This is a genomic window from Vibrio glycogenivorans (assembly GCF_051660965.1).
GTDB lineage: Bacteria > Pseudomonadota > Gammaproteobacteria > Enterobacterales > Vibrionaceae > Vibrio.
Genome location: NZ_JBPVIS010000001.1, coordinates 641,907 through 668,685, shown reverse-complemented (window position 1 = coordinate 668,685; position 26,779 = coordinate 641,907). Strand labels below are relative to the sequence as shown.

General features: G+C 47.3%; 14 protein-coding genes. 7 read left to right on the top strand and 7 right to left on the bottom strand.

What is annotated here, in order from left to right; genetic code table 11:
• Positions 1 to 16: 16 nt before the first annotated feature.
• The 3 genes from ACSTTG_RS03035 to ACSTTG_RS03025 all read right to left on the bottom strand — a co-directional run bounded on the left by ACSTTG_RS03035 (position 17) and on the right by ACSTTG_RS03025 (position 8,698).
• The gene (locus ACSTTG_RS03035) at positions 17 to 5,137 is read right to left on the bottom strand and encodes a LamG-like jellyroll fold domain-containing protein (RefSeq protein WP_438473750.1); all 5,121 of its coding nucleotides are present in this window, start codon (positions 5,135 to 5,137) and stop codon (positions 17 to 19) included.
• Positions 5,138 to 5,843: 706 nt separating this feature from the next.
• Positions 5,844 to 7,619, bottom strand: a complete 1,776-nt coding sequence (locus ACSTTG_RS03030; protein WP_438473749.1) for an ABC transporter transmembrane domain-containing protein — start codon at positions 7,617 to 7,619, stop codon at positions 5,844 to 5,846.
• Between the two features lie 56 nt (positions 7,620 to 7,675).
• Entirely contained in the window at positions 7,676 to 8,698 is a 1,023-nt protein-coding gene (locus ACSTTG_RS03025; RefSeq protein WP_438473748.1) for a helix-turn-helix transcriptional regulator, read from the bottom strand.
• Positions 8,699 to 8,851: 153 nt separating this feature from the next.
• Here ACSTTG_RS03025 and ACSTTG_RS03020 point away from each other — a divergent pair, with 153 nt between their 5' ends.
• The gene (locus ACSTTG_RS03020; protein WP_438458965.1) at positions 8,852 to 9,697 is read left to right on the top strand and encodes a sugar phosphate isomerase/epimerase family protein; all 846 of its coding nucleotides are present in this window, start codon (positions 8,852 to 8,854) and stop codon (positions 9,695 to 9,697) included.
• Between the two features lie 102 nt (positions 9,698 to 9,799).
• On the opposite strand, the gene ACSTTG_RS03015 is transcribed toward ACSTTG_RS03020, so the two are convergent.
• The 4 genes from ACSTTG_RS03015 to ACSTTG_RS03000 all read right to left on the bottom strand — a co-directional run bounded on the left by ACSTTG_RS03015 (position 9,800) and on the right by ACSTTG_RS03000 (position 14,371).
• Positions 9,800 to 11,029 (bottom strand): ATP-grasp domain-containing protein, encoded by a 1,230-nt coding sequence (locus ACSTTG_RS03015; protein WP_438473747.1) that lies wholly within the window; start codon positions 11,027 to 11,029, stop codon positions 9,800 to 9,802.
• Positions 11,007 to 12,197 carry an aminotransferase-like domain-containing protein gene (locus ACSTTG_RS03010; protein ID WP_438473746.1) on the bottom strand — a complete coding sequence of 397 codons (1,191 nt, stop codon included), beginning with the start codon at positions 12,195 to 12,197 and terminating at the stop codon, positions 11,007 to 11,009. Before ACSTTG_RS03010 ends, ACSTTG_RS03015 begins: the two co-directional genes overlap by 23 nt.
• Before the next feature lie 149 nt (positions 12,198 to 12,346).
• A complete protein-coding gene (locus ACSTTG_RS03005; protein ID WP_438473745.1) occupies positions 12,347 to 13,111 on the bottom strand; it encodes a class I SAM-dependent methyltransferase in 765 nt (254 codons plus the stop codon).
• Positions 13,112 to 13,468: 357 nt separating this feature from the next.
• A complete protein-coding gene (locus ACSTTG_RS03000) occupies positions 13,469 to 14,371 on the bottom strand; it encodes a LysR family transcriptional regulator (protein ID WP_438473744.1) in 903 nt (300 codons plus the stop codon).
• A 203-nt stretch (positions 14,372 to 14,574) separates the two neighbouring features.
• On the opposite strand from ACSTTG_RS03000, the gene ACSTTG_RS02995 reads away from it, so the two are divergent.
• From ACSTTG_RS02995 to selD, 6 genes are all read left to right on the top strand, one after another.
• On the top strand, positions 14,575 to 16,254 hold the full coding sequence (locus ACSTTG_RS02995; protein ID WP_438473743.1) for an amidohydrolase: 1,680 nt from the start codon (positions 14,575 to 14,577) through the stop codon (positions 16,252 to 16,254).
• A gap of 91 nt (positions 16,255 to 16,345) precedes the next feature.
• Positions 16,346 to 16,843 carry a hypothetical protein gene (locus ACSTTG_RS02990; protein WP_438473742.1) on the top strand — a complete coding sequence of 166 codons (498 nt, stop codon included), beginning with the start codon at positions 16,346 to 16,348 and terminating at the stop codon, positions 16,841 to 16,843.
• A gap of 543 nt (positions 16,844 to 17,386) precedes the next feature.
• A complete protein-coding gene (locus ACSTTG_RS02985; protein WP_438473741.1) occupies positions 17,387 to 18,844 on the top strand; it encodes a hypothetical protein in 1,458 nt (485 codons plus the stop codon).
• A 3-nt stretch (positions 18,845 to 18,847) separates the two neighbouring features.
• Positions 18,848 to 19,969, top strand: a complete 1,122-nt coding sequence (locus ACSTTG_RS02980; RefSeq protein WP_438458955.1) for a TolB family protein — start codon at positions 18,848 to 18,850, stop codon at positions 19,967 to 19,969.
• Positions 19,966 to 25,035, top strand: a complete 5,070-nt coding sequence (locus ACSTTG_RS02975) for an OmpA family protein (RefSeq protein ID WP_438473740.1) — start codon at positions 19,966 to 19,968, stop codon at positions 25,033 to 25,035. Before ACSTTG_RS02980 ends, ACSTTG_RS02975 begins: the two co-directional genes overlap by 4 nt.
• Positions 25,036 to 25,371: 336 nt before the next feature.
• Complete coding sequence (selD, locus tag ACSTTG_RS02970; protein ID WP_438473739.1) at positions 25,372 to 26,412, top strand: selenide, water dikinase SelD; 1,041 nt, start codon at positions 25,372 to 25,374, stop codon at positions 26,410 to 26,412.
• Positions 26,413 to 26,779: the final 367 nt, after the last annotated feature.

Below are 26,779 nucleotides of genomic sequence, written 5' to 3'. Positions count from 1 at the left end.
ATTTGATCCCTCGTGTTTATTCGTAGAAGAAGCGCTGGTCTTGGAGCAGGTAAGTCATTACCGCTATCCAGCTTCGGGTGTAATAGTGTGTATCAACGCCAACGTGTTCATTAATGACGATCTCATCCTCTCCACGCAGGTGCTGTGAGGCCCAGCAATCGGTATCAAGGCGATAATCGACACTACGCTCATAGACTTCACGCTGGCCAACTTGTTGGGCATAACGCAACAACTGATAGGCACGCTCGACCTGTTCATCGTTGACATCAACCTCTTCGCCATAGAAGCGCCAATGTAGGTCTGCTAATAACTGACGGACGCGCTCTTCATCGACCGTGAGCGGTCTGAAGCTAATATTATCCAGCAGTATGTTATGACCGTTAGTGGCTTTGACGAGCTGAACTTGGTGTTGACCAGCCGTGAGGTAGATTGGGTCAACGATAGCGTTGCGCCAGCGCCCGCCACCGAAGGAGCGCTCCAGCACCAATTCCTGAACAAACTCACCGTCGATCCATAGCTCTAGGTAGCGTATTGGATCGGTATTGGTTTTATAGCTGATGTTCAGCTGGTATTGATCAGCGTGAGCTAGGTTTACCTGATGGGTGACACTCTGCCCCTTACTGGTCATATACACGGAACCCGTGCCCGTGTAATGCGGGTAGCTTGACTCGACTACAGCCCCCTCAAGCTCACCCTCCTCAAGCTCAATACGCTGACGATACCCGTCAGGTGCGAGCTCGCTGAATATGCGCCGACTCTCAGGCTGTTGCGAGAACTCGAATGGCACGATTTGACAAGCAAAGTCATGAGCAAAGAAGTTTTGCACCGCTGCACTTACCCCATTGAGACGATAATCACGCTCGGTCACTGAGCTGTCATCGGTCCCGCCGTACATCAAGTTGAGTTTATCGGCGTCACGCGACAGCCACTGTGTGCCACCACGATAGCGCCACTCTCGGCCGAATAAACTGCTGACTTTACGATCCAGTAGCTCTGGGGTGAGCAAACGACGCGTGCCACCAAAGCGGTTAAAGCGCGGCGCGTACTCTGAGAGCAAGAGATCTTTTGTCAGTGCTTTGAGCTGATAGCCACCGGCAATAAAGCGCTCGGCCAGCTTGCTGATGTCCTGTTGCTGGCGCTGATAAGCACCAACCTCAGTATCGCTTGCTCCTTCAATTGGCGCACTCATCAGCTCATGACCTGTGATCGGTAAGAACAGGTGCTTAACGGTCGCACGCGCAAACCTTGGGTCTAGTGCCGCTCTCTCAGTTAACCAAGGTAGAGGTTGCGACTCATAGTAGTCAGCGCTCTCGCCATTAAATGCCAGCGGAAGCAGGGTCGATAACGGCCAGTCTTTTTCGCTCAATAACGACTTGTAGTTGATGTAGGTCTCACCAACCCAGTGCTTAAACGCAGAAGCGACCGGATCCATGACCGAGTGGCACCCAGTACATGCCGGATTGGCAAGCGTGGCATTAGCCGCCTCTAAATCGTCACTACTAGGTCGTGAACCGCCAATCGCCATAATATCGGTATCCAAAAACTTAGCGTAGAAGGTCGCCGAGCGGGCTCGGTTGATATTAGTAGCCGTGGTTGGGTAGGTGATCAAATAGGCTGGTGTTGATACCACCCCGGCATGAGGGTAGCCAAGATTGACCATTTGATAATCTTTTGGGTCCCATGGCGCCTCAGGGTAAGCCGGATCATCCAAGCTGCGGAAATAGGCCTGTCCCTGTACGCCGTAATAATGCGCCGAGAACGCATTGACCATGGTGTAATTGGCGGTGAGGATCTCATTAAACGGTAGGTTATTCTCCACCACAAAACGGATCAGGGCTAAGGCCTCACCTTGCAGCGCTGCATTGGTTTCGTTGCGTAAGTAGTTGCGTAGCGAGGTATCGCCATTGGCGTACTCTTCATACCACTCATAGTGACCGCCATTACTGCTGGCAATATTGCGGGCATAGCTGCGCACATTCGGCGTTTTACGCATGTGTAACAGATCGTTATAGATCTCCTCGATCCGGTTAAGGTAACCCTGTTCCTCGAGTAGTTGGTCAAGGATACCCTCAAGCGCACCCGCGCCGTATTGATCAACCTCGGTCAGTTCCTCGTCGGTTGGCTGACGGCTGACCAGGTTCTCGGTGAGCTTGTACAGATAGCCACGCGCCTCCCAGTGATCAACTAAATGATCGAGGCCCGTATCACTGCCTCCAACTGGTGGGTTGCCCCCACCGCCACCAATAAAGGTCGGATACATCCAGTCATACAGCTTCTGTGCACACTCAAGGTCACAAGAGCCTACCTTTCCGTACGGCATGGTCGTCGAGATTAGGTCGAGGATATCCTCACGATAGAGCGAGTCGATGATAGGTGTTGGCCCACGGCCATCAGCGCCATGGCAAGAGTTACAGTTAAGCGCCTGATAGATTTGTGCGCCATCCATGTCGGCAATCGGCGGTAGAGATCCATCACCACCATCATTATCATCGACAGAATCAAGGCCCGAGTTATCCGCCATCTGGTGAAGTGCCAGGATTTCCGCCGGACTCAGCACACGGCTATAGATACGGGTCTCATCGATTTTGCCCGAGCTACTGTTAGCATTCATTGCCAGATTAGGCAGTTCAATATCAAGGTTGTGAATACCGCTAGCGACTTTCACTCCATCTAAGTAAAGAACGGCTTGCCCACTTGATTCACGGGTATAAACAACGTGCACCCACTGGTTAAGTGGGAAGTTGCCGATAGAGAAGCGTTGTTTATCCGGATCTGGACCAATGCGGAAGGTTGTGCCCCAGAGGAAGCGGCTAAACCAGCCGTATTGAGTCTCGAACAGTTTATTTTGTTGACCAGAGGTGTTGACGGCATAGGTCCAGAAAGACACCGACATGCCATCGGTGTTCAGGTCCATCTTCTGCTCATCACTGAGGAAATAATCTTGACGGCCATTGTTTGGCAGCAAGGCCTCGCCCACCACACCTTGCGGCGTAAAGCGTTGTGACACCAGCGGCAGATGGCGCTGATGACCGGAGTGATCACGCACTTGGAATACATCTGGGCTATCGAAGTTCCAATACAGCTCAAGTGATTGATTGCTTACCGACGAGGTTGCTAAGGTATCGACCGTAATCAATTCAGACTCAGAATAGGTGACCCCACCTTGCTGGTCGAAGCTGACGATTCTGACCTCAATCTCACCGCCAAACTCAAGCTTGAGGGTAGCAGTCCGCTGATCCAAGTCCTCAAGTTTAAGCCGCTTCCAAGCGCTTGGCTCGGGTTGAAGATAGCGATAGTCAACCGCGTGTGACGCCAGTCTTGGGTAGCCATCATCAGGCATATAGTTAATGCTACCAAGCAGCGGCGCGGCAATAACCTCAATGTTTCCATCTTCTAATTGCAAGCCAACACTAACATGGTCGTTACCCGCATTTTCCATATACAGCGCTTCGAGGTAATAGAGCTCGCCCTTGATGAGGTGTTGCAATGACGATTTTTGCTCGGCAAATCTGTCCCACTGATTAAATCCGGTCGATGAGTTGCGGCCTGCTATTTTGCTCATTGAAGCTAAGCTATTACCAAAGTAGAGCTCATAATGATCATCGCCGGCGATATACAAGTGATAGTCGCCAGTGACCTCTGGAACAAAGAAACCACGCACAACGCTGGAGTAGTAGTTTCCAATCCGCTCTGCGGTCTGCATCTGCTCTAGATGCCAAGCCTCATCGGCTGGCTGACCACTTTCAAGGATCGTGCGCGCCTCTTCGAGGCTAACATCCCCCCACCACAGCTGTTGGTGAGCGCCGGTAACCGGTGCCCAGGTGAGATCGTGTCCCCCACTGGTGTAGGTAAAGCTGACTTGCAACGACGAATCGGTCGGTTGAGCAAGCGGGGAAAGGATCGCTTTTGGTGCGTCGCCATAAGCAGGCTGACCCTCTCCCGGCAGTTCAGGCGGGTTATACGCTCCCCAGCGATCGAGCCATAGTGTGCGCGCCGTTTGTTGGGCGCAGACGTCGTCGCACTGAGCTGACATTCTATCCACCGTGGCGACCAAGCCATCAAAGCCGAGCGCAAACCAACGCTCGGCATAGCTCTCCTTGTTAAGCCGGTACGAGTCTTCACCATGACAGCGCTGACAGGTTTCGGCGAGCACCACATTGCCCACTTCACTGGTTGAGCGCATCTGCCATGAGAGTTCCTGAGTGCGGCTGTTCTTATCCAGAACAACCGAGCGACTGGTTGGTGCAGGGACGGCGTCATATTGATAACCAAAGTAAATCTGGTAACTGTCAAAATTGAGCTCAAGCAGCTTAGTTTCGTTCCAGGCCATTGAGACTGTTTTGGTGGAGTCAGTCCCAACGATAGTGACCTTGGTGGTCTCTGCCTCAACGCCAAAAGGTTTGGCTGGTGCGTTCAGCGTGAGTGTCGCTTCAATTGAGGATAACTGCAGCTTGTAATCGCTGCTCGGCGCGAGTACACGGTTGCGCTGGGGCTCAAAAGTTGGTGAGAATGTACCGGATGGGAAGTCGATTTGACCAACCGTGAGCAGATTACTCTCGCTGTTGATACAGTTACCAAGTGCAAATGACCAATTCTCTTGGGAAGACCACTGCTGCGAGGAGAGTTCACAGTCGAACGACTCGCTGGTGAGTGACCCACGTTTGAGCTCAACGCGGATCGGGGTGCTGGGAGTCAGCCCATTATATTGCGATTGCAAGTGGGTGATCTCAACCATATCTAATGCATTAGAGTGGAGCTTGTAGCCATAGCTGGTATCGGGCGCCCAAATGCGGTTATCAGATTCATGCTTTGAGGTGTAGACATCGCCATTGTTATTGAAGTTGCCCGCGACAATAGTCTGACTGTTTTTGTTGATGCAGCTCGCAACCTGTTGCGCCCATGCCGCATTATTTGACCATGATGACGTCCAATGGTGACAATAAAAACTCTCGATTTCACTGCCATGTTGGGTGACCTCGACCTTATACGGCGAGCGTCTTAGCATTTCTGGATACTGATACCCAACCGAGTCGACCTCGACCCATTCGGTGTTGGCATAAGCGCCGCTGACCGTCAATATCAGCCCAATTGGGGCGAGTTTGAGCAGGGCGCCGAATTTTCTTCGGTAATTTGACATACGAATACACACTCCTTGTATAAATTGATATCAAACTAGTTACAATTTGGTGTTGTAATACGTTAATTGAATCGAAATGTAATTAATAGTGTGTCGGAGTTTAGCGAGGGAATTAATTTGTAGATGTGAGCTTTATTCATCTATAAGCATCTATTAATGATAATAATATGCTTATTTAATTTGTTTATTTTGTACATAAGGGCTATGAATTAAATAGGACTCTATGCGATATATTAGATGGTGTCTGAATTGAAATGATAACCTTTATCAATATTTGGTGGGGTGGTTCTACTATATAGTTCTGATAAATAATGTGCTTTCCTTATATAAATCTAATGGAATTTAAACTCATCTAACTAAGACTTTCCTCTCAAGTTGTTGATTTGTATGGTTTGTTCTGGGCAATTTGGTGTCTATTGGTTAGTTATTATGATGTTTTTCTCTACATGTCTGGTACGCTATTTAATGATTTTTTAGAGTTTTACTCTGTGGTTTGGTTGCTGTTTTTATGGGAGGAGATAATTAGACCTTGCTGAGGTTTGGTTATCTTGTGTATTTCTGAGTTGTTATTTTTATTGTACGCTGTGCGAATTGGCCTTAATTGAACTTTTGCTCTAATTATTTAGGGCAAATTGTTAGTGATGGTGTGAGGTTAATAAATGGAGCGGGCTAGGTTGTGGGAAAAAGGAAATAGCATTCCAATCAACTAGTCCCGATGCTGCTTAAATTGTAGTTCTACCAGTCTCTGATAAAGCTCGCATCGACTAAGCAGAGTGGCGTGATCTCCCAGATCAATCAATTGGCCTTGATCCATGACCGCTATCTGATCAGCATGTTGAATGGTTGCCAGGCGATGCGCGATGATCAAGGTGGTTCGATCGCGCATTAGCTCGTCAAGGGCTTGCTGAACATGATGTTCACTCTCGCTGTCCAGGGCGCTGGTGGCTTCATCTAACAGCAGAATATCCGGGTTGCGTAGGATCGCCCGTGCGATCGCAATCCGTTGACGTTGACCACCAGAGAGTCTCACGCCTCTATCGCCCAAAAAACTGTGATACCCCTCGGCGAGCTGCTCGATAAAGTGATGGGCGTGCGCTTTTTTAGCCGCCTCAATCACCTGCTCGTCAGTCGCCTCCGGCGTGCCATAACGAATATTGTAAAAGACATCGTTGCTAAATAGCGCCGGCTGCTGCGGCACCAGCGCCATATGCTGGCGCAGCGCTTGAGGAGATAGCTCGCGGATATCCGTGTTTCCAAGCGTGATAGCGCCCTCTTGCGGATCATAAAAGCGTTGCAGTAGCTCAAACAGGGTGGTTTTGCCCGCACCAGAGGGGCCTACGAGCGCCAGCACTTTGCCTTTTTGCGCCTTAAGAGAGAAGTGTTGAATGGCTTTATATTCAGGTCGAGTCGGGTAGTAGAACGACACGTTATCAAAGGTGACCTCGTCATGCTGGGTGAGCGTCGCTGCGTTATCGGGTGCTTGTATCGGATTGTCTATCTCTAGGATCTCAATCAAGCGCTCGGTGGCACCGGCAGCGCGCTGCAGCTCGCCGTAGATCTCAGAGAGTGTTGCCAGCGAGCTGGCCAACATCACAGCAAAAAACACAAAGGCGCCGAGATCGCCCTCGGACATATTACCCGCCAGCACGTCACTGCCGCCAACCCACAGCATGCCAGTAATAGCACTAAACACAATCACGATGACACCAGCAATCAATATAGCCCGCTGCTTTACCCGCTGACGCCCAAGTTGGTAGGCTTTTTCGACCTGAACCGAGAACGCGACTTTTTCATGCTCTTCACTATTAAAACTCTGCACGGTCTTGATGTGCTCAATCGCCTCTCCGGCGTAGCTGCCCACATCCGCCATTGAGTCTTGGCTTCGTCGCGACAGTGCTCGAACTCGCCGGCCGTAAATCAGCAGTGGCAACAGAACAAACGGCACGGCGGCTAACACCACCAGACTGAGCTTTGCATTGGTGGCAAACAGCATGATCGTGGCACCGATGCTCATCAGCACGCTGCGCAAGGCCATTGAAAAGGATGAGCTGATGATGCTCTGCAACAAGGTAGTATCGGTGGTAATGCGTGACATGATGTCGCCGCTGCCACGGGTTTCAAAATAGCTAGGGTTAAGGCTGATCACGTGATTAAACACCGCCGCGCGAATATCCGCACTGACCCGCTCACCAACAGAAGAGATAAGGTAGAAACGAAAAAAGGTGCCAAAGGCGATAGCCAATGTGACGCCAAGTAAAAACAAGATCGCGTTTTCTAGCTCATGCTGAGACTGCTGACTAAAGCCATTGTCAATCAGCAGTCGCACGCCTTGCCCAACCGATAAGGTCATCACCGCGGTAAACAGCAGCGCAATCATCGCGGCAAGCACTTGGCGGCGATAGGGGCGAATAAAGGCCACCAGCTTTAACAGTATGCCGAGGTTTTTACTGGTCTTGGGGGGCGATGAAGCTGGCTCTGACATGATGGTGACCTTTTGGTTAAGTGAGCATCGAGACCGTGATTATAGATGCACTTTCATCACAATCGTTCTGAGTGATGGGCTTTAGATAAGCGCTGACGATACTCATGTGGGGTTTCCCCCGTGAGCTTTTTAAACACGCGATTAAAGTATTGGCTGGATGAAAAGCCACAATCAAGCGCGATATCGGTAATTGACGACGAACTTGTCATCAGTGCCTGCTGGGCTTTTTTGACTCGCAAACAATGCAGGTATTGGATTGGGGACAGGTTGGTCAGCTTCTTACAATAATAGATAAAACGGGTTGATTTTAAATGGCAGTAGTTCGCCATGTCCTCGCTACTCCAATCAAGCTCAGGGACTTGCTCAAGTAACTGGATAAATAACCTCACGCTGCGCTCAGACGAGGTGAGTTGCTCATCCAATCTGGGTTGGTGCGACTTAATGCTCTGGTAGAGATTGAGCAGCAGTTCGTTAATTAGCAGCTTTAGCCGCGAGGAGGTTTCTGGTGAGCCGTAGTGGGGTAATAGCTCGCTGATCAGTTGAAAGCTGCGCACAATGGCCTGACTGCCAGACCATAGTGGTTTTTCACTGCCGCGCAGCAGCTGAGTAAAGTCATTCAACAGTGCTTTATCCAGGATGATCCAGTCTGGCCAGTTCCACACTTGATGGGGACTGCGAACCCCGACGTCAAGGATCAGCCAGTGCAGGCGGCAAGCATCGATATCTGGGTCGCCCAATTGATGAGGCTGCCAAGGGCGGGTCACCGTGACCTGATTGGCGCTGAGTTGATAGCGCTGCTGCTCGCAGCAGAAGGTGAGCTGTCCTGTCTCACATAAACAGAATTCGATCCCTTCATTACAATGCTGCGGCAAGCCAAACAGGTGGGCCTTGCGCGCATCCCAAACCCCTAGGCTACGCAGTCCAGGCAGGTCATTGTCCTTTAGCGGAGTACCAGGATAGCGGGCTCTGCCGAGCGCACTCAAGTGGATATCCCCACGCTCTGCGGCCTGTTTAAGCGGCTGGCAGGTATCTGGGTAGAGTGTTTGATTGACGCTACTAAAGGTGATTGCCTCTTCCATTAAGCTGACCCTTCGCACTATATCCGATTGAGTTGATGAGGTTTTTATTAATGCATACTCCTAATATGGACAATTTTTCAATCATAATATGTGCAAGATCGCGCAGTTCGACTCCTTTATGCTGGCAAAGACCACAAAATAAGGAGAATAACCATGAAGTTTGGATGTTTTGCTGCTGTTCAGCCCTTTGGTGTGATGGAAAATCAACTGCACGCGATCAAGGCCCTTGGTGTCGATTACGCTGATATCACCGACAACCATAATGGCGGCGCGCTTGGGGTCGAGTTTGGCTTTAATCCCTCCGTTAGTCTCGACTCCCATCCGGCGAGTCTAAGAGCGATGGCCGAGCGCGCAGGCGTGACGCTCACCAGTGTCTGTGCGCATGCCAATCTGCTCGACCCAGAAAGCCCCGAGCTTTACAGCACATATGAGGTGATTCGAGCAGTGAAACTGGCGCATTTCATGGGCATTAAGCATGTGATCACCACCGAGGGCGATGCTAAGACCGAATTTGGTAAAAATCTCACTGACGAGCAGGCGCTGTTTTTGATTGAAGAGAAGCTACATACTCCAGTGCGCTGGGCAAAAGAGTTGGGTGTAAAACTGCTGCTGGAGCCACATGGCTTTGTCACTGACAATGTCGATGCCATGGAAGAGTTACTGCATCGCTTGGGCCATAAAGACCATGTTGGGATCTGTCTAGATACCGGCAACAGTTGGCTTGGTGGCTCCAATCCGGTTGATTTTGTAAAGCGCTTTGGCAGCCGCATCGAGCATGTGCACTGGAAGGATTTAGGCGAAGAGATGATCCCGCAGCGCGGCAAGATGTTTGGCTGTGGTATGGCGCCGATAGCTATAGGCGAGGGCGTGATTGATGTTAAGGCGGTGGTCAGCGCGCTTAAACGAGTCGGTTTTGATGGCCACACCACTCTCGAAGTGTTTGGTGAGGAGAATGTGCGTAACTCCATCGAGACGTTGAAGCAGTATGTCAGTGGCTAAACCGAGTGACTTCGCAGCGCGGTGTCGGTGAATGCTGTGCTAATGAACGTCATAAAGACAAGGCTTACATTGGACAGTAAGCCTTCGTCTTTCAGTGACAATCTAATCCGTGAGTGCCATTTCTCTATCTAGTCGGCGTGCTTCCTTAGCGCGAATTTTCTGCACGTAGTCTTGATACTCTCGCTCCATCAGTTCAAGCATAGGTTGGTCAAACCCTCGCTGAGCCTTGGGGAAATACAGGGCGAATTTTGCGATGTCGAGTTTGTCGATGTCACTTTCACAATCGCTCTCGATGCCAGCACTCTCAATCAACAGAGCGATATCAGTACTGTTTAGGATCGGGCTGTCTTGATTGTATATCATCACGATTGAGCCAAAATTGGCCATGGTCGATTGGCTAGCTAATGGCGCCTCCGAAGTGAGGTAGTTGACCAGAGACTGGGTTTGGCTGTTGTTGTAAGCGTACTCCATCAGTTTATTGACGGTCCCAGAAGCGCCACTAATGCGAGGGTTTGCCTCAATCAGGCGGAAACTACCATCTGCCAGTTGGAAGACTTCGGTATGACAAAATCCATTATGGAAGCCTATCGCATCGAGCGTCTTGGCGGTAAAGCCGGTCAGTGCCTGGAGTAGGGCAGGGTCATTAATTACATCGATAGACTGGAAAAAGTACTGGTTTTTGATTCGGTACTGACAGACGCCGCAAATATAGTGCTCGCCATTGACCGTGAAAGAGTCGATGAAGTACTCCTCACCCTCAATAAATTCTTGAACGATATAGTCATCGACGGAGAAAATCTTGGTGCCTTTCGCCTTGTTAAAACCGGCAAGCAACTCATCGAGGTTATTGGCTTGAAAGACACCGATGGAGCCGTGACCGTAGCGTGGCTTAGCAAAGACAGGGTAGGCTAGGTTTTCCACTATGGCGTTATCAATGTTGTCGATATTGATCTCGACTTGCGGCACATAAGGCAGCCCTGCGGCTTTTAACGCCTCTTGCTGATTGTATTTATCGACCCGCTTGTAAAGGGTGCTTTTATCACTGGCAAACTCGGGGAGCAGCGATTCGGTCAACAGCTCAGTCAGTTCCAGTGAGTCATCAGTGCCACAGAGAATATAGTCAAACTGTTCACCACTCTGCTTGAGGGTGTTCAACATCATCCTGTCCGAGTAGCCAATGCAATCAAAAATCACATCGGCAAGGCGAACATCGAAACTGTCTCGGTAACATTCTCTACTAAAGATAACGCTGATTTGAACCTCGCTCTGATGCAATGCACCAAACAGATGCTCGACAGAGCTGTATGGGTTAACAACTAATAAGTTTTTCATTAATAAAGTCCTTTTTATTCGCCTCACTAAAATAGCTATTTAGTGATTCACAAAGTAATGACAAGGTAGGGGCAATGTCATTTTCCTTAATGCGGGTAAAGTTAATTCTGATCGCCGGCTCAACATGGTCCATTGAAGGGTAGAAGGACACACTTGGCATCACAGCGATGTGTTTTTGTAGTAGAAACCGGGCTAAGTGGAGCGAGTCGCAAGCGGGGACTTTTATCCATAAAAACATCCCTCCTTCAATTTTGTTAACCTTAAAGCGATTTGATAGCGACCGACCAAGAGTTTGCGCGGCTATTTGGTGTTTGTGTCGATACTGGTTAACAGTGGTCTCTAAATGGGCAGGGAAGCGCGGGTCTTTGAGTAGCCCTAGCAACACGCTCTGCAGCGGGACGGATGAGTGCACATCAGTAATCTGCTTGGTGGTGGTCATTGCGGCGATCATGGCTTTTGGGCCGTATAGAGCGCCCAACCTGATCCCAGGTGCCACCGTCTTGGAAAATGAGCGCAGTACAATCGAGTGACTAGGGCAGTAGTCTGATACTAAAGGTGATGCTTGACCTGAGTAGCGGATCTCTCGATAGGGAGCATCTTCAACCAACACCACATCGTGCTCGATACACAGCTTGGCAACATGCTCTCTTTGCTCTTGAGACCAGGCGAGTCCGGTTGGATTAGAAAAATCAGGGACGGCAAAAAAGAGCTTTGGGCGATGAGTAGCAAAGACAGATTGAACGGAAGATGCCCAACTGAGCGAATTGACTTCAATGATCTCAGCCCCAACCAGCCTCAAAACCTGGATTAAGCCCGGAAAACATGGGGTTTCAACAGCAACCTTGCACCCTGGCTGGAGAAAGGTGCGACAAATCAGGTCGAGTCCTTGCTGCGCGCCATTGCTGATCATCAGCGCTTGCTTAGTGTTAAGCCGATACTGTTGAGACAGATGATCGATCAGCGGCTGATAACCCGACGGTGATGAGTATTGGTAAAGGCTGCGCTCAGTCAGTAATTGGCTTGCGTGCTCATTAATCAGGTCTACGGGAAAAGAGCTCTCTGACGGTAGGCCTCCGGCTAAGTGCTTTATGTTATTATTATTGATAGATGAAAATATTTCTTCGACAAATGGGATATTCGACAGTGCTAGGTTATCAATCGGTTCCAAAATCAACCTCCTACAGGCTGATGGTAATAAAATATCAAGCGAATGAGCAACCTTATATGATGTGCCAGCAATAATGGCAGCAATCATTCACAGTGACGAATTGCTCATGGCTTATTTACAATGACTCATGTATGCAATGACACTTGCTGTTAGTCAGCTTTTGAAATCATCAGTGTCATTGGCCAGTTTAAATAGAAGCTGCCATCAATATATTCAATGCCAAGGATGGCTTGTGCAATACCGGTAGTATCTTCTATGGTTACGCCTGGCTTTGTTGAGAGTAATTGGGAAATAAACACACCAATATCGCTTTTACGATTAAATTTCCAACGCAGAGGAATATCAATAAACTCGGGTGCCTGCCAGCCGGTATTGAGACAAAGTGAGGTCGCAAACTCCTTGCTAAGGAAGCTGACCTCATGACCCGTTGTACAGGTTTGTGCGACAAACTGGTCGAAAAATTTTGCCGTGGAGCTGCCGGTAAAAATATCAAAAATCACGCAACGTGCATCATCTTTACTTTGTGCTCTGAGCTTGCTCATCACAGCAGTTTTATCTTTAACATGATGAAAAGCACCGCGACTCCAGATGAGATCTAGGCGCACGTCTTCGGGTATGATTGCATCCTCAGCGGTGGCGCAGTGGATGAGTAGGTTGTCTGCCTTGTGCTCATACAAAGGTGCAAGCTGCTCACTAGAGGGGTCTATCACCACCAGTATGCCGGTGGTTTGAATCTTATCTAGGATCGCAAAGCTAAAGAATCCGCTTCCGGCGCCCAGTTCGGCAATCGTGTTTCCCGGTTTAGGGTTGAGGTATTTTGCCATGATGTCGAGGTCTTGTTCCCACACATCGGGAAAATTGGATATCGCGGCTTTATAAGATTTAGAGCGATTTTCTTCAAACTCCACTACCATTTTACTTTCCTTGTAAACTGCTGCTGGTTAATTTAATAATCACCGACAAAAAATAGAATTTTTGGGCGGTTAAATGCCATGTGAATAGATATTATACTGAATGCTATGCGTATAATTAGGGATTGAATAATAACTCTAAAAATACCCTGACAGAAAGACTATCCACCGAATTTTGTTAGCGTTTGGTACGATGGGTATTATACAAGTGCGGTAGAGGGTGTCTATTATTTATATAAAACTTATTGCGCATGCAGTTTGGTTTAATAAGGCAAGAGTCTCTTAATGACTAAATACATTATAGAGATTGAGTGTCATATTATTAAAATAAATCTGTCAGATTATTTTTTTGCGCTTATGCTAGGCCACATCGCCAGCAAGGAATTTTCTAGCGCAATCTAAGATAATGGCTTTAACTTCAACCGCAGTCTTATTTGCCTCGAACGCATAGGCATCAAATAGTGAGATGTTGATGGTATAGGGTTGGGGAAGTTCTTTAAGGCGAAGCTCTTTAAGCCAACCAACCTGCTCATATTTTCTAGCATCCAGCCGATTGAGCGCGCTCCATCCACGACTCTCTAATAGGCTAACGATCAGGTCATTATTGCTGACAATATGCTGAAAATTCGAGTGCTTCAAAACATTCAGGTTGATCGAGTCGACGTTTTCACTCACGTATTGAATCTCTTCAGCGAGGTCTAATAGAGTGATCTCTGGTCGGCTAAATAGCGGTGAGCTTGGATGTGCATACGGCGCAAACTGGGTCACGCCCAGATGAGACACCCCAACCGCATCACCGGGAAAAGCATCGCCCTGTGCGGTGAGCAGCGCAAAATGGGCTTCGCCTTGCTCTAGCGCGCGCATACTCTCGCGGCGGTTTTTATGCAGCAGTTTAATTTTGATGCTCGGGAAGCGCTGGCTGATACAGGTCTCCAGATGAGTAAGGTAGGTCAGCGGTAAAAGTGTCTCATGAATAATGATGATCTCATTCAGCTCAGCCTCAAAGCTGGCCAATGCAACCCGCTCAAAATCTGTCATCTGCTTGGTGATGTGCTTAGCACGTGGGTAGAGCTGATCGGCGGTTGAGGTTGGCTCAAGCCTTTTTCCCACCACTGTAAATAGCGATTTGCCAATACTGTCTTCAAGCGCCATCACGTGCTCGCGAACCGTGGCGCGATCTTTACCAATCACCCGTCCCGCCGCGCTGTAGCCGGAGGTTTCATAGGCGGCCTTAAAGCTGGCTAATTGGTCGATGGTCATCATACAGGTACCTTTGGACGGAAGTTCCGTCCATTATGCAGTTGTTGTGTTATTCATGCCAGTCTTAAACTTGCCTAAATCTACCTTGGTCCCTAAATCGCGGAAAGACAGGAGTCGATGCGATGGCGGATGAAAGGAACTCTGCGCCGCTGAAGTAGAAAACACCACCTTAAAAATAACTTTCGAAATATAAACGGTTATCTTCAATGACAATGATTCAAAAAACGTGCATTGCAGCGGCATTGGCTGGCCTTATCGGATGTGCTGACGTAGCACCAGAGCAGCAAATCCAAGACGTGACCCTATTGGTTAACGCCGACATCATCACCATGAACCCAGATCAGCCTTCAGCGCAAGCGATGGCCTACAGCAACGGTCGTATCCTAGCGGTCGGTACCGAGCAAGAAGTGCGTGCAGTGGTCGGCAAGGGTGTGGCGGCGGTTGACTTGAATAATCAAACCGTTATCCCAGGTCTATTTGAGACCCATGATCATATCTTCCTCTCGAGTGCCACCTCTGTGATCACCGATGTCGCGCCTTTTACCAACCCAACACTTGCTGAGGCTATGCAGCAACTCGCTAAGGCTGAGCCGAATGACGACGGTTGGGTACAAGCCTTTGGTGCAGACCAAACCCTTTATGAAGAAGAGCGTGGGCCACATATTGATGAGCTGGACGAGCTGTTCCCTGATGTTCCTGTGGTCGTTTACCACCTGAGTGGCCACGGTGGTTTCGTTAACAGTAAAGCACTCGAGATTGCCGGTGTTGACGAGAATACGCCTGACCCACAGGGTGGCTACTTCGAGAAAGACGAGAATGGTCGCTTAACCGGTTTCTTATCAGGTCAGCCGGCGCTCTTTATGGTGACTAACTATCCAACCGCGAATGCGTACACCACCACAGTGGCTGCGCAGCAGCGCGCGGCGATGGGGATCACGACGGCATCGGATTTCAGTGTGATGAACCAAGGCATTCTGACGACTCTATCTGAGGCGACATCGCAAGAGGGCTTTGCTACCCGTATTGTGGGCGGTCTCTCTTCTGCTGCAGCGGACTTTGATCAGCTGGTGGAAGCCATTGCTGAGCACGAGAATGAGTTGTTTACCGTACCTTTCGTTAAAACCTGGACTGATGGCTCAATCCAAGGCGGCACCGGTAACCTGACAGAAGGTTACTACGATGATTCATACGGCAGCGGCGGCGCGCAAGGCACTCAAGAGTTCTTTAATCAGCAGATGCTTGATATCTATGGACATGGCTTGTGGCCAGCGTTCCACACCAATGGTGATGGCGCGACGGATATGGCGCTGAATGCGATTGAGCATGCACAGCAGAAAACCGGTAACCATGAGATCCGCCCACAGCTGATCCACGCTCAGTACACGCGCCCAGAGCAGATCGAGCGCATGGCCGAGCTGCAGACCAACCCAACCTTCTTCACCACGCACGTGTTCTACTGGGGTGACCTACATTACGAGCACACCCTTGGTGCAGAACGCGCTCAGCGTATGAGTGCGATGAAAGACGCCTATGAGGCTGGTCTTAAGCCATCCATGCACAATGACAAGCCGGTGTCTGATATCGACCCGCTGCTTAACATGCAGATTGCGGTAATGCGTGAGTCAACCTCAGGCCGCGTGATTGGCGCAGACCAAGCTATCACTCCACACCAAGCTCTGGAGTCGTACACCACCAATGCTGCCTACCAGTTTGGTATGGAAGAGGTTGCCGGTAGCCTAGAAGCAGGCAAATACGCCGACTTCGTAGTGCTAGACGCTAACCCTCTAACAGTGGCGCCTAACACTATCCGTGATATCGCAGTGCAAGGCACAGTGATGGGCGGTAACGTCACTTACTCTGCATCTAGCGAGTTTGAAGCCCTGTAATCGGCTAATCCAATAGCCAGACCTATCGCCCCCAAAGCCTTATTTTGGGGGCGATGTTATACCAATACACGGAAGTCGCTAAGGAGTCGTAATGAAACGTATTATTTCGCTTGGGCTTGCGGTATTACTTGCCAGTACTAATACCTTTGCCTGTGGTTTCCACGATGGTGCCGGCGCGCTTGATATTCCCAACTACCCTGGGATCATGTTTACCCTAGCAAGAATAAAAGCCGCTACCGATGTTGAGATGATCTCAGAGATGGAAAAGCCAGCGGCGATGCTCAACTGGCAACTTGCCCAGCAGCTAAGAGACACCATGCCAGTGGATAACATCACCTTCTATCAGGTGATTGAGGGGCATTACTCCACCATCACCAACGACCCTTACCGCTGGCTGAATGATTACTCTAGTGACACCAGACCGGCGCTTGGAGAGTTGATGATTTTGAGCGAACTCAGTGTGCTCAACGCCCTACTCGAGGGCGAGATCACGATCGATAAAGCGCTAGAAGAGATGTGGATCAAGGTCAATGGTCCTCGCGAGCAGCGGGAGGCGGTGACGCAATGGTTGCGCGACTCTTTTGTCTGAAGAGTAAGTTAGAGGCAACTTGTTTGTAGGTGCAAGAATGCTTTGCACCTTTGCTGTAATGATTACAATCTCAAAATGAATCCTATCCCCATGGCGTAGTTGTTTTTCGCTTATATGAGAGCCATGAAAAACCGACGTCGCCTTTCAGTATGTGAGCAAAATTATGGGTGTCTTGCTATTTTAACCTCTCTGTACAGCGTAACCTTGACCTGTCTGATCGCTAACACTAGCAAAATAACTATTGTGCTCGTCATTTCGACGGAATCGATAGTCAAAGTGACTTAGTTGCCTAACCTACCTAGAATTTCTGTCTAATATCGTTTAAAACTAGGCGGTTACAAGTCGGACGTTGTGTTGGATACGTGCTTAATGCGCCTTCATTCCCATGAAACAAGATCTTTATCAGCTTATATGTCCTTTGTTTGAACACAAATTTATGTAGCAACTAAATGCGCTTTTGCTGGGTAGGCATCGCACTAAATTGAACTTCGTGTCAGCGATTTTTTACAGCTGCCTTTGGAACGAATACAGGGATTTTAGATAATGATTAAATGGCCTAATTTTGACAAAGTACAGTTTGACAAAGTACCGTTTGTCAAAGCGAACTATAAGCCACTTCAAGAGGTGGTTTCTCTTGCATCAAAAGTAATACAGGTAGAGTCGAAGCCAACGCCTGACCACAAGATTGTAGTTGAAGTAGCACGTCAATCCCCTATTAACAATCACCATGTTTTTGTCGGTAAGACGGAGACACAAAATCGTCGCTTATCCATTGCGAAAAATGATCCTAAAGCGGACCATCGCTGCCTGGTTCAATTTGAGGGATTAACTGAAGAGCCACGAAGCTTATCGATTGAGGTGCCTAGACAGGGCGTTCCCGTACCAATTGTCCTGAACTTGGCCCCTGAGGTAGAACCCGTAGCTAAAGAAACGGATAAAGATGAGTGGGATACCGTCTTGACTCCGGTGATCCCGGCTTTTTCTGACCCCGCGACAAATGAGCTGTGTAATTATACCGATGGTTATATTTATGTAGTGTGGCGAGATCAGGTCTGGCGTGAGCTTGAAGTGCTTGAAGATGGCAGATTTTCTGACATCGATGTTGAATTTTATCGCGGCAAACAGCCAGCAGCCCGTGAGCAACAACGATATATTGATCTCAATCTGTGCGACCCATATACCGGAGCGACATTATCGCTCGAGCCATTTGAAGTCATTCAATCCGGTAAAGTGGTTTTTAAGGATAAGCTTAATCTCCTTGGAGAGTATCGTCTGTTTGGTCTGGTGGAACCTGAGGTCGAGGTCGTGTGCCCCTCGATGGATCTGAGGTTTACGGTCCAAACTCAAGAAGCCCCATTTCGTGGCGGCCAACAAGTTCATCGACCGGCTGAGGGAATGCCAGTATCGACGATTGTACTTCCATATAAAATCTGTGGCGTTACAGATGCGATTTATATGTACTATAGCAAGCAGCAATTATCCCTCCCTCAATTAACGGAACTAGAGTCAAATCCGTCAGAGTTAGCAACGGAACTCAGCGAGCTTTCCAGTTACAGTGACTCAAACCAGTACGATGAGGAAGGAGAAGCGGTTCGTCAGTTTAATCAGGTTTCAGACTCATCTTCAGGATGGGTCGAGAGGTTTGCCGACAAAGGTGTGGCCGCCGTACTCATTCAATCTACTGGTGATGAGATTACGTTCCGATATAGCGCTTACCCTACCGATAATGCCGATGATAGTTTTGTACTGCGTGATATCGATAATGACTGGTTTCAGCAAATATATTTGCGTGAAACCGAGTCTGACTCAGATGGCGCTAGCTTGATACGTTTTTCTGGTTGGCCAAAGGAAACAGAAAAAGTCGATTTAGTAAGAGTCAGTTATTGTGCTGGAGAGTACCAGGTGGACGACCAAGAGCGTAGCGAATCGACACAAGAGATAATGATTTATAGTCAAGTCGCTTTAAGTGAGCTGCTTGATGCCCCAAATAGTGAGAAGTAAATAATGAAAATAATAACTAGCCTAATGTTGCTCGTTTTTTTAGCGGGTTGCGGGGCAGAAGAACAAGATACCGAGAAAGAGTTTATCTTGGCCTCTATTGCGGCAAGAGAAGAGGCTGAGAAGCTTGCAAATGAGTTGGCTGAGCAGAAAAGAACCTGGGTTGATGAGTTTAATTATTTTAAAACCTTAGAAGACGGTAGCACGCCTGCGAGTATACAGCGAGCAGAGCTTTGGCCTTTGGAAGATCTGAGTGATGAGTCTTCTTATGATATGCCTCGGATACAGTTTATTTGGAATAATCAAATGCATTCAACGCATGGGGAGGATGAACAGCTGACAAAAATATGGAGTGCCAAAATAGATGGTAGTGACTTGAGGTTGGTAAGTGGTAATGGAAGCAGTTGGGGAGGAGTTACAACAGCGAGGCGCTCTCCAGATAATCGTTACGTTGCTTTTTCAAAGATTGAAAAAGTAAACGTACATTACTTGTTAGATATTGAATCTCAGAAAGTTACTAAAATTGGTCTCGGTGGTGAGCCTCGTTTTGTTTGGTCCGAAGAAAGTCGATACCTCTATTTTACAGAGAATAATAACAGAAACTATAAGTTGGAAATACAAAGTGGTGAAATTACTTTAACAGACGTTCCTGCATCTAAGTATGGTGTGGTAGTAAATGGTAAAGTTATCAATCTTAATCACTTTGGTGTATATGTGACTGATGAGGTTAGCGGTGACCTAGAGTTTAGTATTACAAATTATAATGATGAGGGTGATGTTCAGAAATATTCAATGCGAGAAAAGGGGGCAATAAGCCCGGATGGTAAGTTTGCTTGGGGCTCAAGCGGTTTGAAAAACTTCTGGTTCGATGTGGAAAATTCCATAGTAGAATCTACTGGTCAGGCAACTGATAAATTCAGTGACCTTGACCTTATTTCCCCAGATGGTAATTACATTATCAGAGGTGGTTATAACAAAAATGTCTACAGGCAAGATTTAGACGGTAAGAGAAAGCTAGTTGGTAATTTTGATTCACCAGTTATAGGGGGGAATACTCCTAGAGATTTGACTTTCTATAATACATCAGGAATGAAAGAGGAACTTTATGGTCCTAAGGTGGTTAAATGAAAAAGCTGGATTTAACTGAAAAGTATTATCTTTTTGGTGTGGCACTAAATATTGTTGACAAAAATGGTGAGCAGTGTTTTCCTAAAATTGATGATTGTATAGAATCACTTGATGGGCTTACTACGTTGCCACTTGTTTCATTAGTCACAGACCTCGACTCTGACGAGCATGTTTCAAATATTTGGGCATCAGATAAAACAGGCGTATTATGTAATTTAACAAATGATATAGTTAGCAGTGGGGCGACAATGCCCAATCAAAAAATAGATCTTGAAAGTAGTACAGATGAATTACCAGAACTGTTTCGTCACACCAAGCTTCACAAGTTGAATAAGAGTGATTATCATCTATTACATGTCCCTGTATCAATATTATCAAGTTTATTGCCTTATAGCTTTGACGATGAAGAGCTTGTCGAAAAAATTAAAGAATATTGGTCTAAAGGATCTTTGCTAACAGAAGATCTATGGGATGAACCTGGTGAAAATCCTTATAAGCACAAATTGCATACAGTCAGAAAAAATCAATTAAAAGGAAAGTACCTAGGGAAAAATCTCACAGGGCAAGAGCAGGCTTATAATGACTGGTTCGATAGCATTGAAGATGAATCTACAGAGTTAAGAGGTTTTATACTACCAGCAAATGACCTTTGTGCTGTCACATTCACGGATAAAATCTACAATCAAGCTCGTGTACGTATGTTCCGCTACGATCCTTCATATAGGCCTGATGAGACTAATGAAGAAGATAGATTGAATATAGAACTCGGTGCTCGCAATTTTCATCATATATTATCAATCACAACCGCTGCTGATATTAATTCAGGGGAAGAAGGTGATTCACCAGTAGCATTGTTAAAGTTACCACCTCATACGTTAAAAAACGGATTTTATACTTTTGAAGTGGAATTTACATATCAATCAGAAGAACTTATTCCAGAAGCGTTAAAGAGAGCAAATATACTAAGGAGGGTAGAAGAGGGGAACTATATCTTTAGTTATGAACTGAGAGAGTATATAGCTTTCGAACATCATTCGCCTTTTGGTAAGTTTGCAATGATATCAGGAGATATGATCTCCTTAGAAGAATCTTTGGTTGCTCAGTTTCCGGAATATTTAGGTGGTGTTAAACACTACTTAGAGGGTAATGGTGATTATTCCAAACAAACTGATAAATTAGGTCGAGTATTGCTTAGTCAGAAAGAAATAATTAATGCAACTCATGCCGCAGGCGAAGTTTTTTTCTCTGAGGCTCAAGAGGTTCTAAGGAGTAATCGAAATAAAAAATCAGGGGAGGAGCCAAAATTAATATCGGCGACCAATGTAGCTAAGGCTTTTGTCGGAGCTATAGATAATAAACATTTACCGCAGTCTATGGCTACGGTGCTAGATTTAGGCCATGCCACTCGAGCAGTTAGAGATGACATTTCAAGTTTTACCAATTTATATAAGCAAAGCCAAACACACCCTAAAAGATATGCAAAAACTGTCGGGTTAAATGCACTATTTAGTAGCAAGTTTATCGATGTCAACCAGTCACTAAAAGGTGTTCTAGATGCCGCGAAGACAAAGCCTGAGGGTGAGTTTGAGACTTTCGGTAAGCTAGCAGAAACCTGGTTTCAAGGCATAGTCGATGGGGCTAAAGAGGGTATCAATTTTGATGCTACTTATAACAGTATCACTGATTTATTTGCACTATTTGATCAGGCTAAACAATCCAACAGCCAAGCCCAGCGAGAGAAAAAGGCGTTTAGTGCTATAGCTGGCGATTACCTGAACCGCATCCCTGCTCTTAGTGAGGAGCGAATGGTTAATGTTGAGCTGATTAACAAGATGTACTCTGCGCTCAAAGAATCCTTAGTCTTGGTTCATCAGAGTCTCGCTAACAGCGATAGTCTTGCGATTAAAAAGGACGTCGAGCTCAACGCTACAGAGCAACAGCTGTTCCCGATGCAAGATGATGGCGGGACAGGTTTCCAGTTCCACTTTCACTTTAACTCGCGAGAAAACGAAGTTGAGGTATATCAGCCATTTTTCGATGCATTTGCAGAGCAACTAAAGCAATACGGCGATGTGCGTTTGATTATCGAGGGGCATGCGTGCCAAGTCGATAGTTCAGAGGTCAACATTCAGGTGTCTCACGAGCGAGCTGAGAATACCAAAGCTGCTTTTGGTGAAGACTTAGCGAGCCGGATTCAAACGTTCAGTAAAGGGTTTGATGAACCCATTTACATCCCTGAGCCTCAGGATATTCGCTCAGATAACCCTAATCTGATTGCGAACCGACGAGTCGTTGTTCGGGCTTATATTCCCAAATTTTCTCTAACGTTTCCAGCCAGTCGCACGGCATCAAAGGCGATGGAGAAAGCACGCTGTGACACAGTGCTTGCAACCAAAAAGCAACTGGATGATAGGGACCTTTTCGGCACTGCGCTGCTGCTGTTTACTCTAGATATGGTTCAATACATTCCTCAAGTGAGCCTGGTTGCTCGAGGTTTCTTGACGCTTCACTCTGTGCATGGGCATGCTGAAAGTGCTTATCGCAAACTCGAGCGGGAAGTGATGGAGTGGATGTATGAGGGCTATAATGGCGCGCCTATACAAGATATCGCACGCATGCTTGAAGTGCACCGATTCTTGCTTGGTGAGCTCAAGCGTGTCGAGGTCGACCTTGAGCAACAAATACAAGGCGGCACAAAACTAAAAGAATTGCTCAGTAGCGAGAACTCTCGCCTGCAAATAGTCAAACGCTACCTCAAGCGTGCTGTTGCTTTTTCAGGCCTGCTCTTATTACTTGCTGACCTAAAGAAAATCTCCTCACGAGCCAATATTGCCTTTAGGGATGTGTTGAGCACCTATAAAGTCGATGACTATATTCAACAGCTGATTTTTGATGATGCTTGGTCGGTATACTCCTTCAACAACAATGATGTCGTATCGACTTGGAAGAATTTTTGTCAGAGCCAGGACGACAGCCTCGTGGCTTATCAAGACAGTCAGAATATTGATGCTTACAAGAAGGCGAGAGCTCATCGATATTGGGGAGCGTCTTCAGACAACGAAAAGAGCTTTAAAGATACCTTTATACATAATCGTGAAGACCCACTGAATAATTTCGACAACAATTTCCCTGTGCACTGTAAGCTCAGTGATTACAGTCAAGAGGACTCAGAACTGCTTTATGATTTGTGTGAGAATTTCGCGTCTAACTTTAATTCGGTACAAGAACGTATCCTAACGCAAAGTGATATTGCCTTTGCAAGAGTCCTTATCGCGCAGCCAACCGATGAAGCAGAGTCTGAAGTTAAGTGGTATGAGTATAAAAAGTGGTGTAAGGAAGATAAATCAAACCGCCTATCCCCTTTCCATAAGGTTAAGGTTCAAGTTTGGGTCAACGAGCCGAACTCAGACAAGTTAGCTACGGGGTTGATTTTTAACCATTTGATTGGTTACCAGCTCTCGGGCATAGATATTGGCCCGGCGTTTGATGTTTTATTCAGCCCAATGGGGCCGGAAGATTTTGCCGTATGCTCAAACAGCCAAAATAAGGATGTTGATGACGAGATTCTTAAATTCTATCAAATGGCACAACAGCAGTTGGGGACAGATGAACTTCCGCGCCTTACGGCCATGCAGTTTGAGTTTAACTATTGGTTTGGTCCGTGGAATATTAATGGTATTAAACCGGTATTGTCTCAAATAACCATTGATCGAGCCTATCCGAGGGATCTGAGGGAGCTTTGGGGTCAACGTGCAGCCACGACTGTTCCCAAATATAGAGGGGAATACGAGGCCTTCGTCGACGACGGGCATTTTGATCAACGTGACCTAAAGTTTGTCGCACTGACCGCGGACAGAGATCGTCAAGACAAATATAAACAGGTGAAGGTAGCCGCCGATCTGACAGGCCATAAAGCAACCGCAGCAACAGGTGAACAGCTTGATAAAATCGGGTTGAGCTTTGTTTCCTCGTTGAACTATGGGGTCCATAGTGAAGACAGTTACGACATCAAAGTGACCTGCTCAGGTAAGCAGGAGAAAGTGCATATCAATGAGCAGATGATGCTTGACCACCAAGATTTTGTGATGACACAAAACTCCAGTCAGCAAACTTACCATCGTTTGTTCGACGGTAGCGCAACCTATGCTTATGTCGCCATCCAGCAAGGGAACCTCAAGCCTGAATCTTACATTGGTTCACAGACTATTCGTAACTTTAGTTGGAAAGAGTCCTCGAACAACAAGACTCGTCTTCAAATGGCACTCTTCGTCGATAACTTAAATGATGAGGATTATGAGGATAACTACCAGGATTGGTCGAGGGTAGATGTCGAACTATTGCTGGAATTGGTGCATGGTGCGGGCGACAAAAATAATGACTTGGGGCCGATGCTACAGGGCTCATTGGTACACTGCGGCAAGGTAGCGCACAAATCAGGTTGGCAGTGGGATAATGACGACCTTGATGTTGAGAGCCAGCGCCTGCTATCTATTGCTGAGGAAGCGACGAGGGATATCAATCTAAAGCGTCGCCGGGGAGTAGATATTGATGTTTTCGAGGCGTCCTCAACTGACAGAGAGAAAGAATTCGACGTGGTGCATCATAAGCTAGACCAAAGAAAGGAATACCATGTATTTGTCGTTGAGTTTGAGTTGGATTATGTTGCCCCTACCGGCGTTAAGCTAGATGGCTTGCGACCGTTTGGTCGTATATTGACCAGCCAGAGAAATACCTGCAAGCTCAAATTAGGTTCGTTAAAGCATAAAGGTAGCTCTATTACTTACGACTTTATCAGCCCGAAAATTGGCTTACCTAACTTGGACGTAAGTGACCAAGATATGCCATGGCGAAAACTAGAGGGGCAGTCGGCCAATAAAGTGAATTTGCTGCAAAGTCAGTATTGGCAAAGGCACGCTCAGAAAACAAAGTGTGGCGTCACTCAAGATTCGATCGTTGAGGATTGGGTAGTAAACCAAGGCACAAATGTCTATCGCCCACAGTGGCATGTAGAGTGTCGTAAGATGGTCACTAACTTGAGTAGCCTGTGTGAGGCTGAGGATAGCTAGTGAAACCTTACTCAGACTTATCTGATGTCGTTACATAACTTTGATAAGTATTGAATAGAAATGAGTCGCTGTGAGAACAGCGGCTCATTTTATTTGTGACTAGCACCGCGTAGAAACAAACCAGATTGATACTCCAAACTATCACTAACTATCAATTTGATAGTGACAATGTTGCCTAATCCTCTCAAACGGACATTTACTGCCAATGTCCACGGGCCACTTTACCGGCCAAACCTAGCTCATGCTATTGTCTCACCAAGCACTCGATTCTGGTGCAGATTTTGCTCCTGTTTTTTCACGAATAAGCCAACGCTACATGCGTATCGACAAGGAGTTATGATGGAAAAAGTAAGGCTAACCGAATACAGTCCCGGTGGCGGCTGTGGCTGTAAACTCTCACCACAGGTGCTTCAGCAAATCCTTAAAACCAATCAGGTAAGTTTTTTAGACCCCAACCTATTGGTGGGCAACGAGACAAAAGATGACGCTGCGGTTTATGATTTGCAAAATGGCACGTCAGTTGTCAGTACCACCGACTTTTTTACCCCAATCGTTGATGATGCGTTCGATTTTGGTCGAGTCGCGGCGACCAATGCGATCAGTGATATCTACGCCATGGGCGGTAAGCCGATTATGGCGATTGCGATACTTGGCTGGCCAACCGCCTCTTTGCCGCCATCGCTTGCAGCCAAAGTTATTGAGGGGGCTCGCAGCGTATGCAGTGACGCCGGGATCACGCTCGCCGGTGGACACTCAATTGATATCTCTGAACCGATTTTTGGACTCGCGGTAACGGGTGTAATAGCGACTGATAAAGTCAAAAGGAACAATCAAGCGCAAGCAGGGGACCAAATTATCCTCACCAAGCCGCTAGGTATTGGCGTATTGAGCCAAGCAGAAAAGAAGTCCTTATTACGGCCGGAGCATCGCTCGCTTGCCTTGGATACTATGTGTCGCCTCAATAGCATTGGAGAGCAACTCTCAGAGCTTGATTACGTGTCGGCAATGACTGATGTCACCGGCTTTGGCCTTTTGGGGCATCTAACGGAAATGTGTGAGGGCTCATCCTTGTTTGCTCGGGTGAACTATGACGCGGTTCCTGTGTTGTCTGGCGTCAAAGACTATATCGAGCAGGGTTGTATCCCTGGAGGCACCAAGCGTAATTTTGCCAGCTATGGAGACAAGATTAGTGCATTGTCTCCCCAGCAGCAGGCGCTGTTGTGTGATCCGCAAACCTCGGGTGGTTTGCTTGTTGCAGTCAAGCCTTCTCAGTTAACCAAGCTCGATGCTGTTTTAAAGGCATGCAATGTTGAGTACAGCGTTATTGGTGAATTATCTGACCACGCGACCAATGGTCATCTAATTAATGTGCGATGACTAATTAGGGTTGCGGTAATTGTAGTTTCAAAGACAATGATAGCGGACGGGTAAGAGCATTGCTTGCCCAACTCCCCGTAGAGTAACGTTCACCTTTAGATGTTTTTTTATCCTTTAGTAAGGATATTTAGTGATTTTCAGTGGTGGACGAAGCAACTGCGCCCTTTGAGTTACAACCTGTCGCGTAGGCAGCATGAGTGCCAATATCTTGTGGAGCAAAATAAGATATTCTTGCTCTCAATTAGCGATAAACTTGGGTAAAAATCACAACGCAGTAATGACAGCGATTAAACTTGATGACGTTTTTCTGTTGGCCGCTTAGGCTCATGAAACAATCATAACAGCGCAGGCGATTGGCATTTTTAGT

What these genes read in the sequence shown, in the direction of transcription:
- ACSTTG_RS03025 (WP_438473748.1), bottom strand. Translation starts at nt 8,698, where the DNA reads ATGGAAGAGGCAATCACCTTTAGTAGCGTCAATCAAACACTCTACCCA.
- ACSTTG_RS03035 (WP_438473750.1), bottom strand. Translation starts at nt 5,137, where the DNA reads ATGTCAAATTACCGAAGAAAATTCGGCGCCCTGCTCAAACTCGCCCCA.
- ACSTTG_RS03000 (WP_438473744.1), bottom strand. Translation starts at nt 14,371, where the DNA reads ATGATGACCATCGACCAATTAGCCAGCTTTAAGGCCGCCTATGAAACC.
- ACSTTG_RS03030 (WP_438473749.1), bottom strand. Translation starts at nt 7,619, where the DNA reads ATGTCAGAGCCAGCTTCATCGCCCCCCAAGACCAGTAAAAACCTCGGC.
- ACSTTG_RS02980 (WP_438458955.1), top strand. Translation starts at nt 18,848, where the DNA reads ATGAAAATAATAACTAGCCTAATGTTGCTCGTTTTTTTAGCGGGTTGC.
- ACSTTG_RS02985 (WP_438473741.1), top strand. Translation starts at nt 17,387, where the DNA reads ATGATTAAATGGCCTAATTTTGACAAAGTACAGTTTGACAAAGTACCG.
- ACSTTG_RS02975 (WP_438473740.1), top strand. Translation starts at nt 19,966, where the DNA reads ATGAAAAAGCTGGATTTAACTGAAAAGTATTATCTTTTTGGTGTGGCA.
- ACSTTG_RS03005 (WP_438473745.1), bottom strand. Translation starts at nt 13,111, where the DNA reads ATGGTAGTGGAGTTTGAAGAAAATCGCTCTAAATCTTATAAAGCCGCG.
- ACSTTG_RS03020 (WP_438458965.1), top strand. Translation starts at nt 8,852, where the DNA reads ATGAAGTTTGGATGTTTTGCTGCTGTTCAGCCCTTTGGTGTGATGGAA.
- selD (WP_438473739.1), top strand. Translation starts at nt 25,372, where the DNA reads ATGATGGAAAAAGTAAGGCTAACCGAATACAGTCCCGGTGGCGGCTGT.
- ACSTTG_RS02990 (WP_438473742.1), top strand. Translation starts at nt 16,346, where the DNA reads ATGAAACGTATTATTTCGCTTGGGCTTGCGGTATTACTTGCCAGTACT.
- ACSTTG_RS03015 (WP_438473747.1), bottom strand. Translation starts at nt 11,029, where the DNA reads ATGAAAAACTTATTAGTTGTTAACCCATACAGCTCTGTCGAGCATCTG.
- ACSTTG_RS02995 (WP_438473743.1), top strand. Translation starts at nt 14,575, where the DNA reads ATGACAATGATTCAAAAAACGTGCATTGCAGCGGCATTGGCTGGCCTT.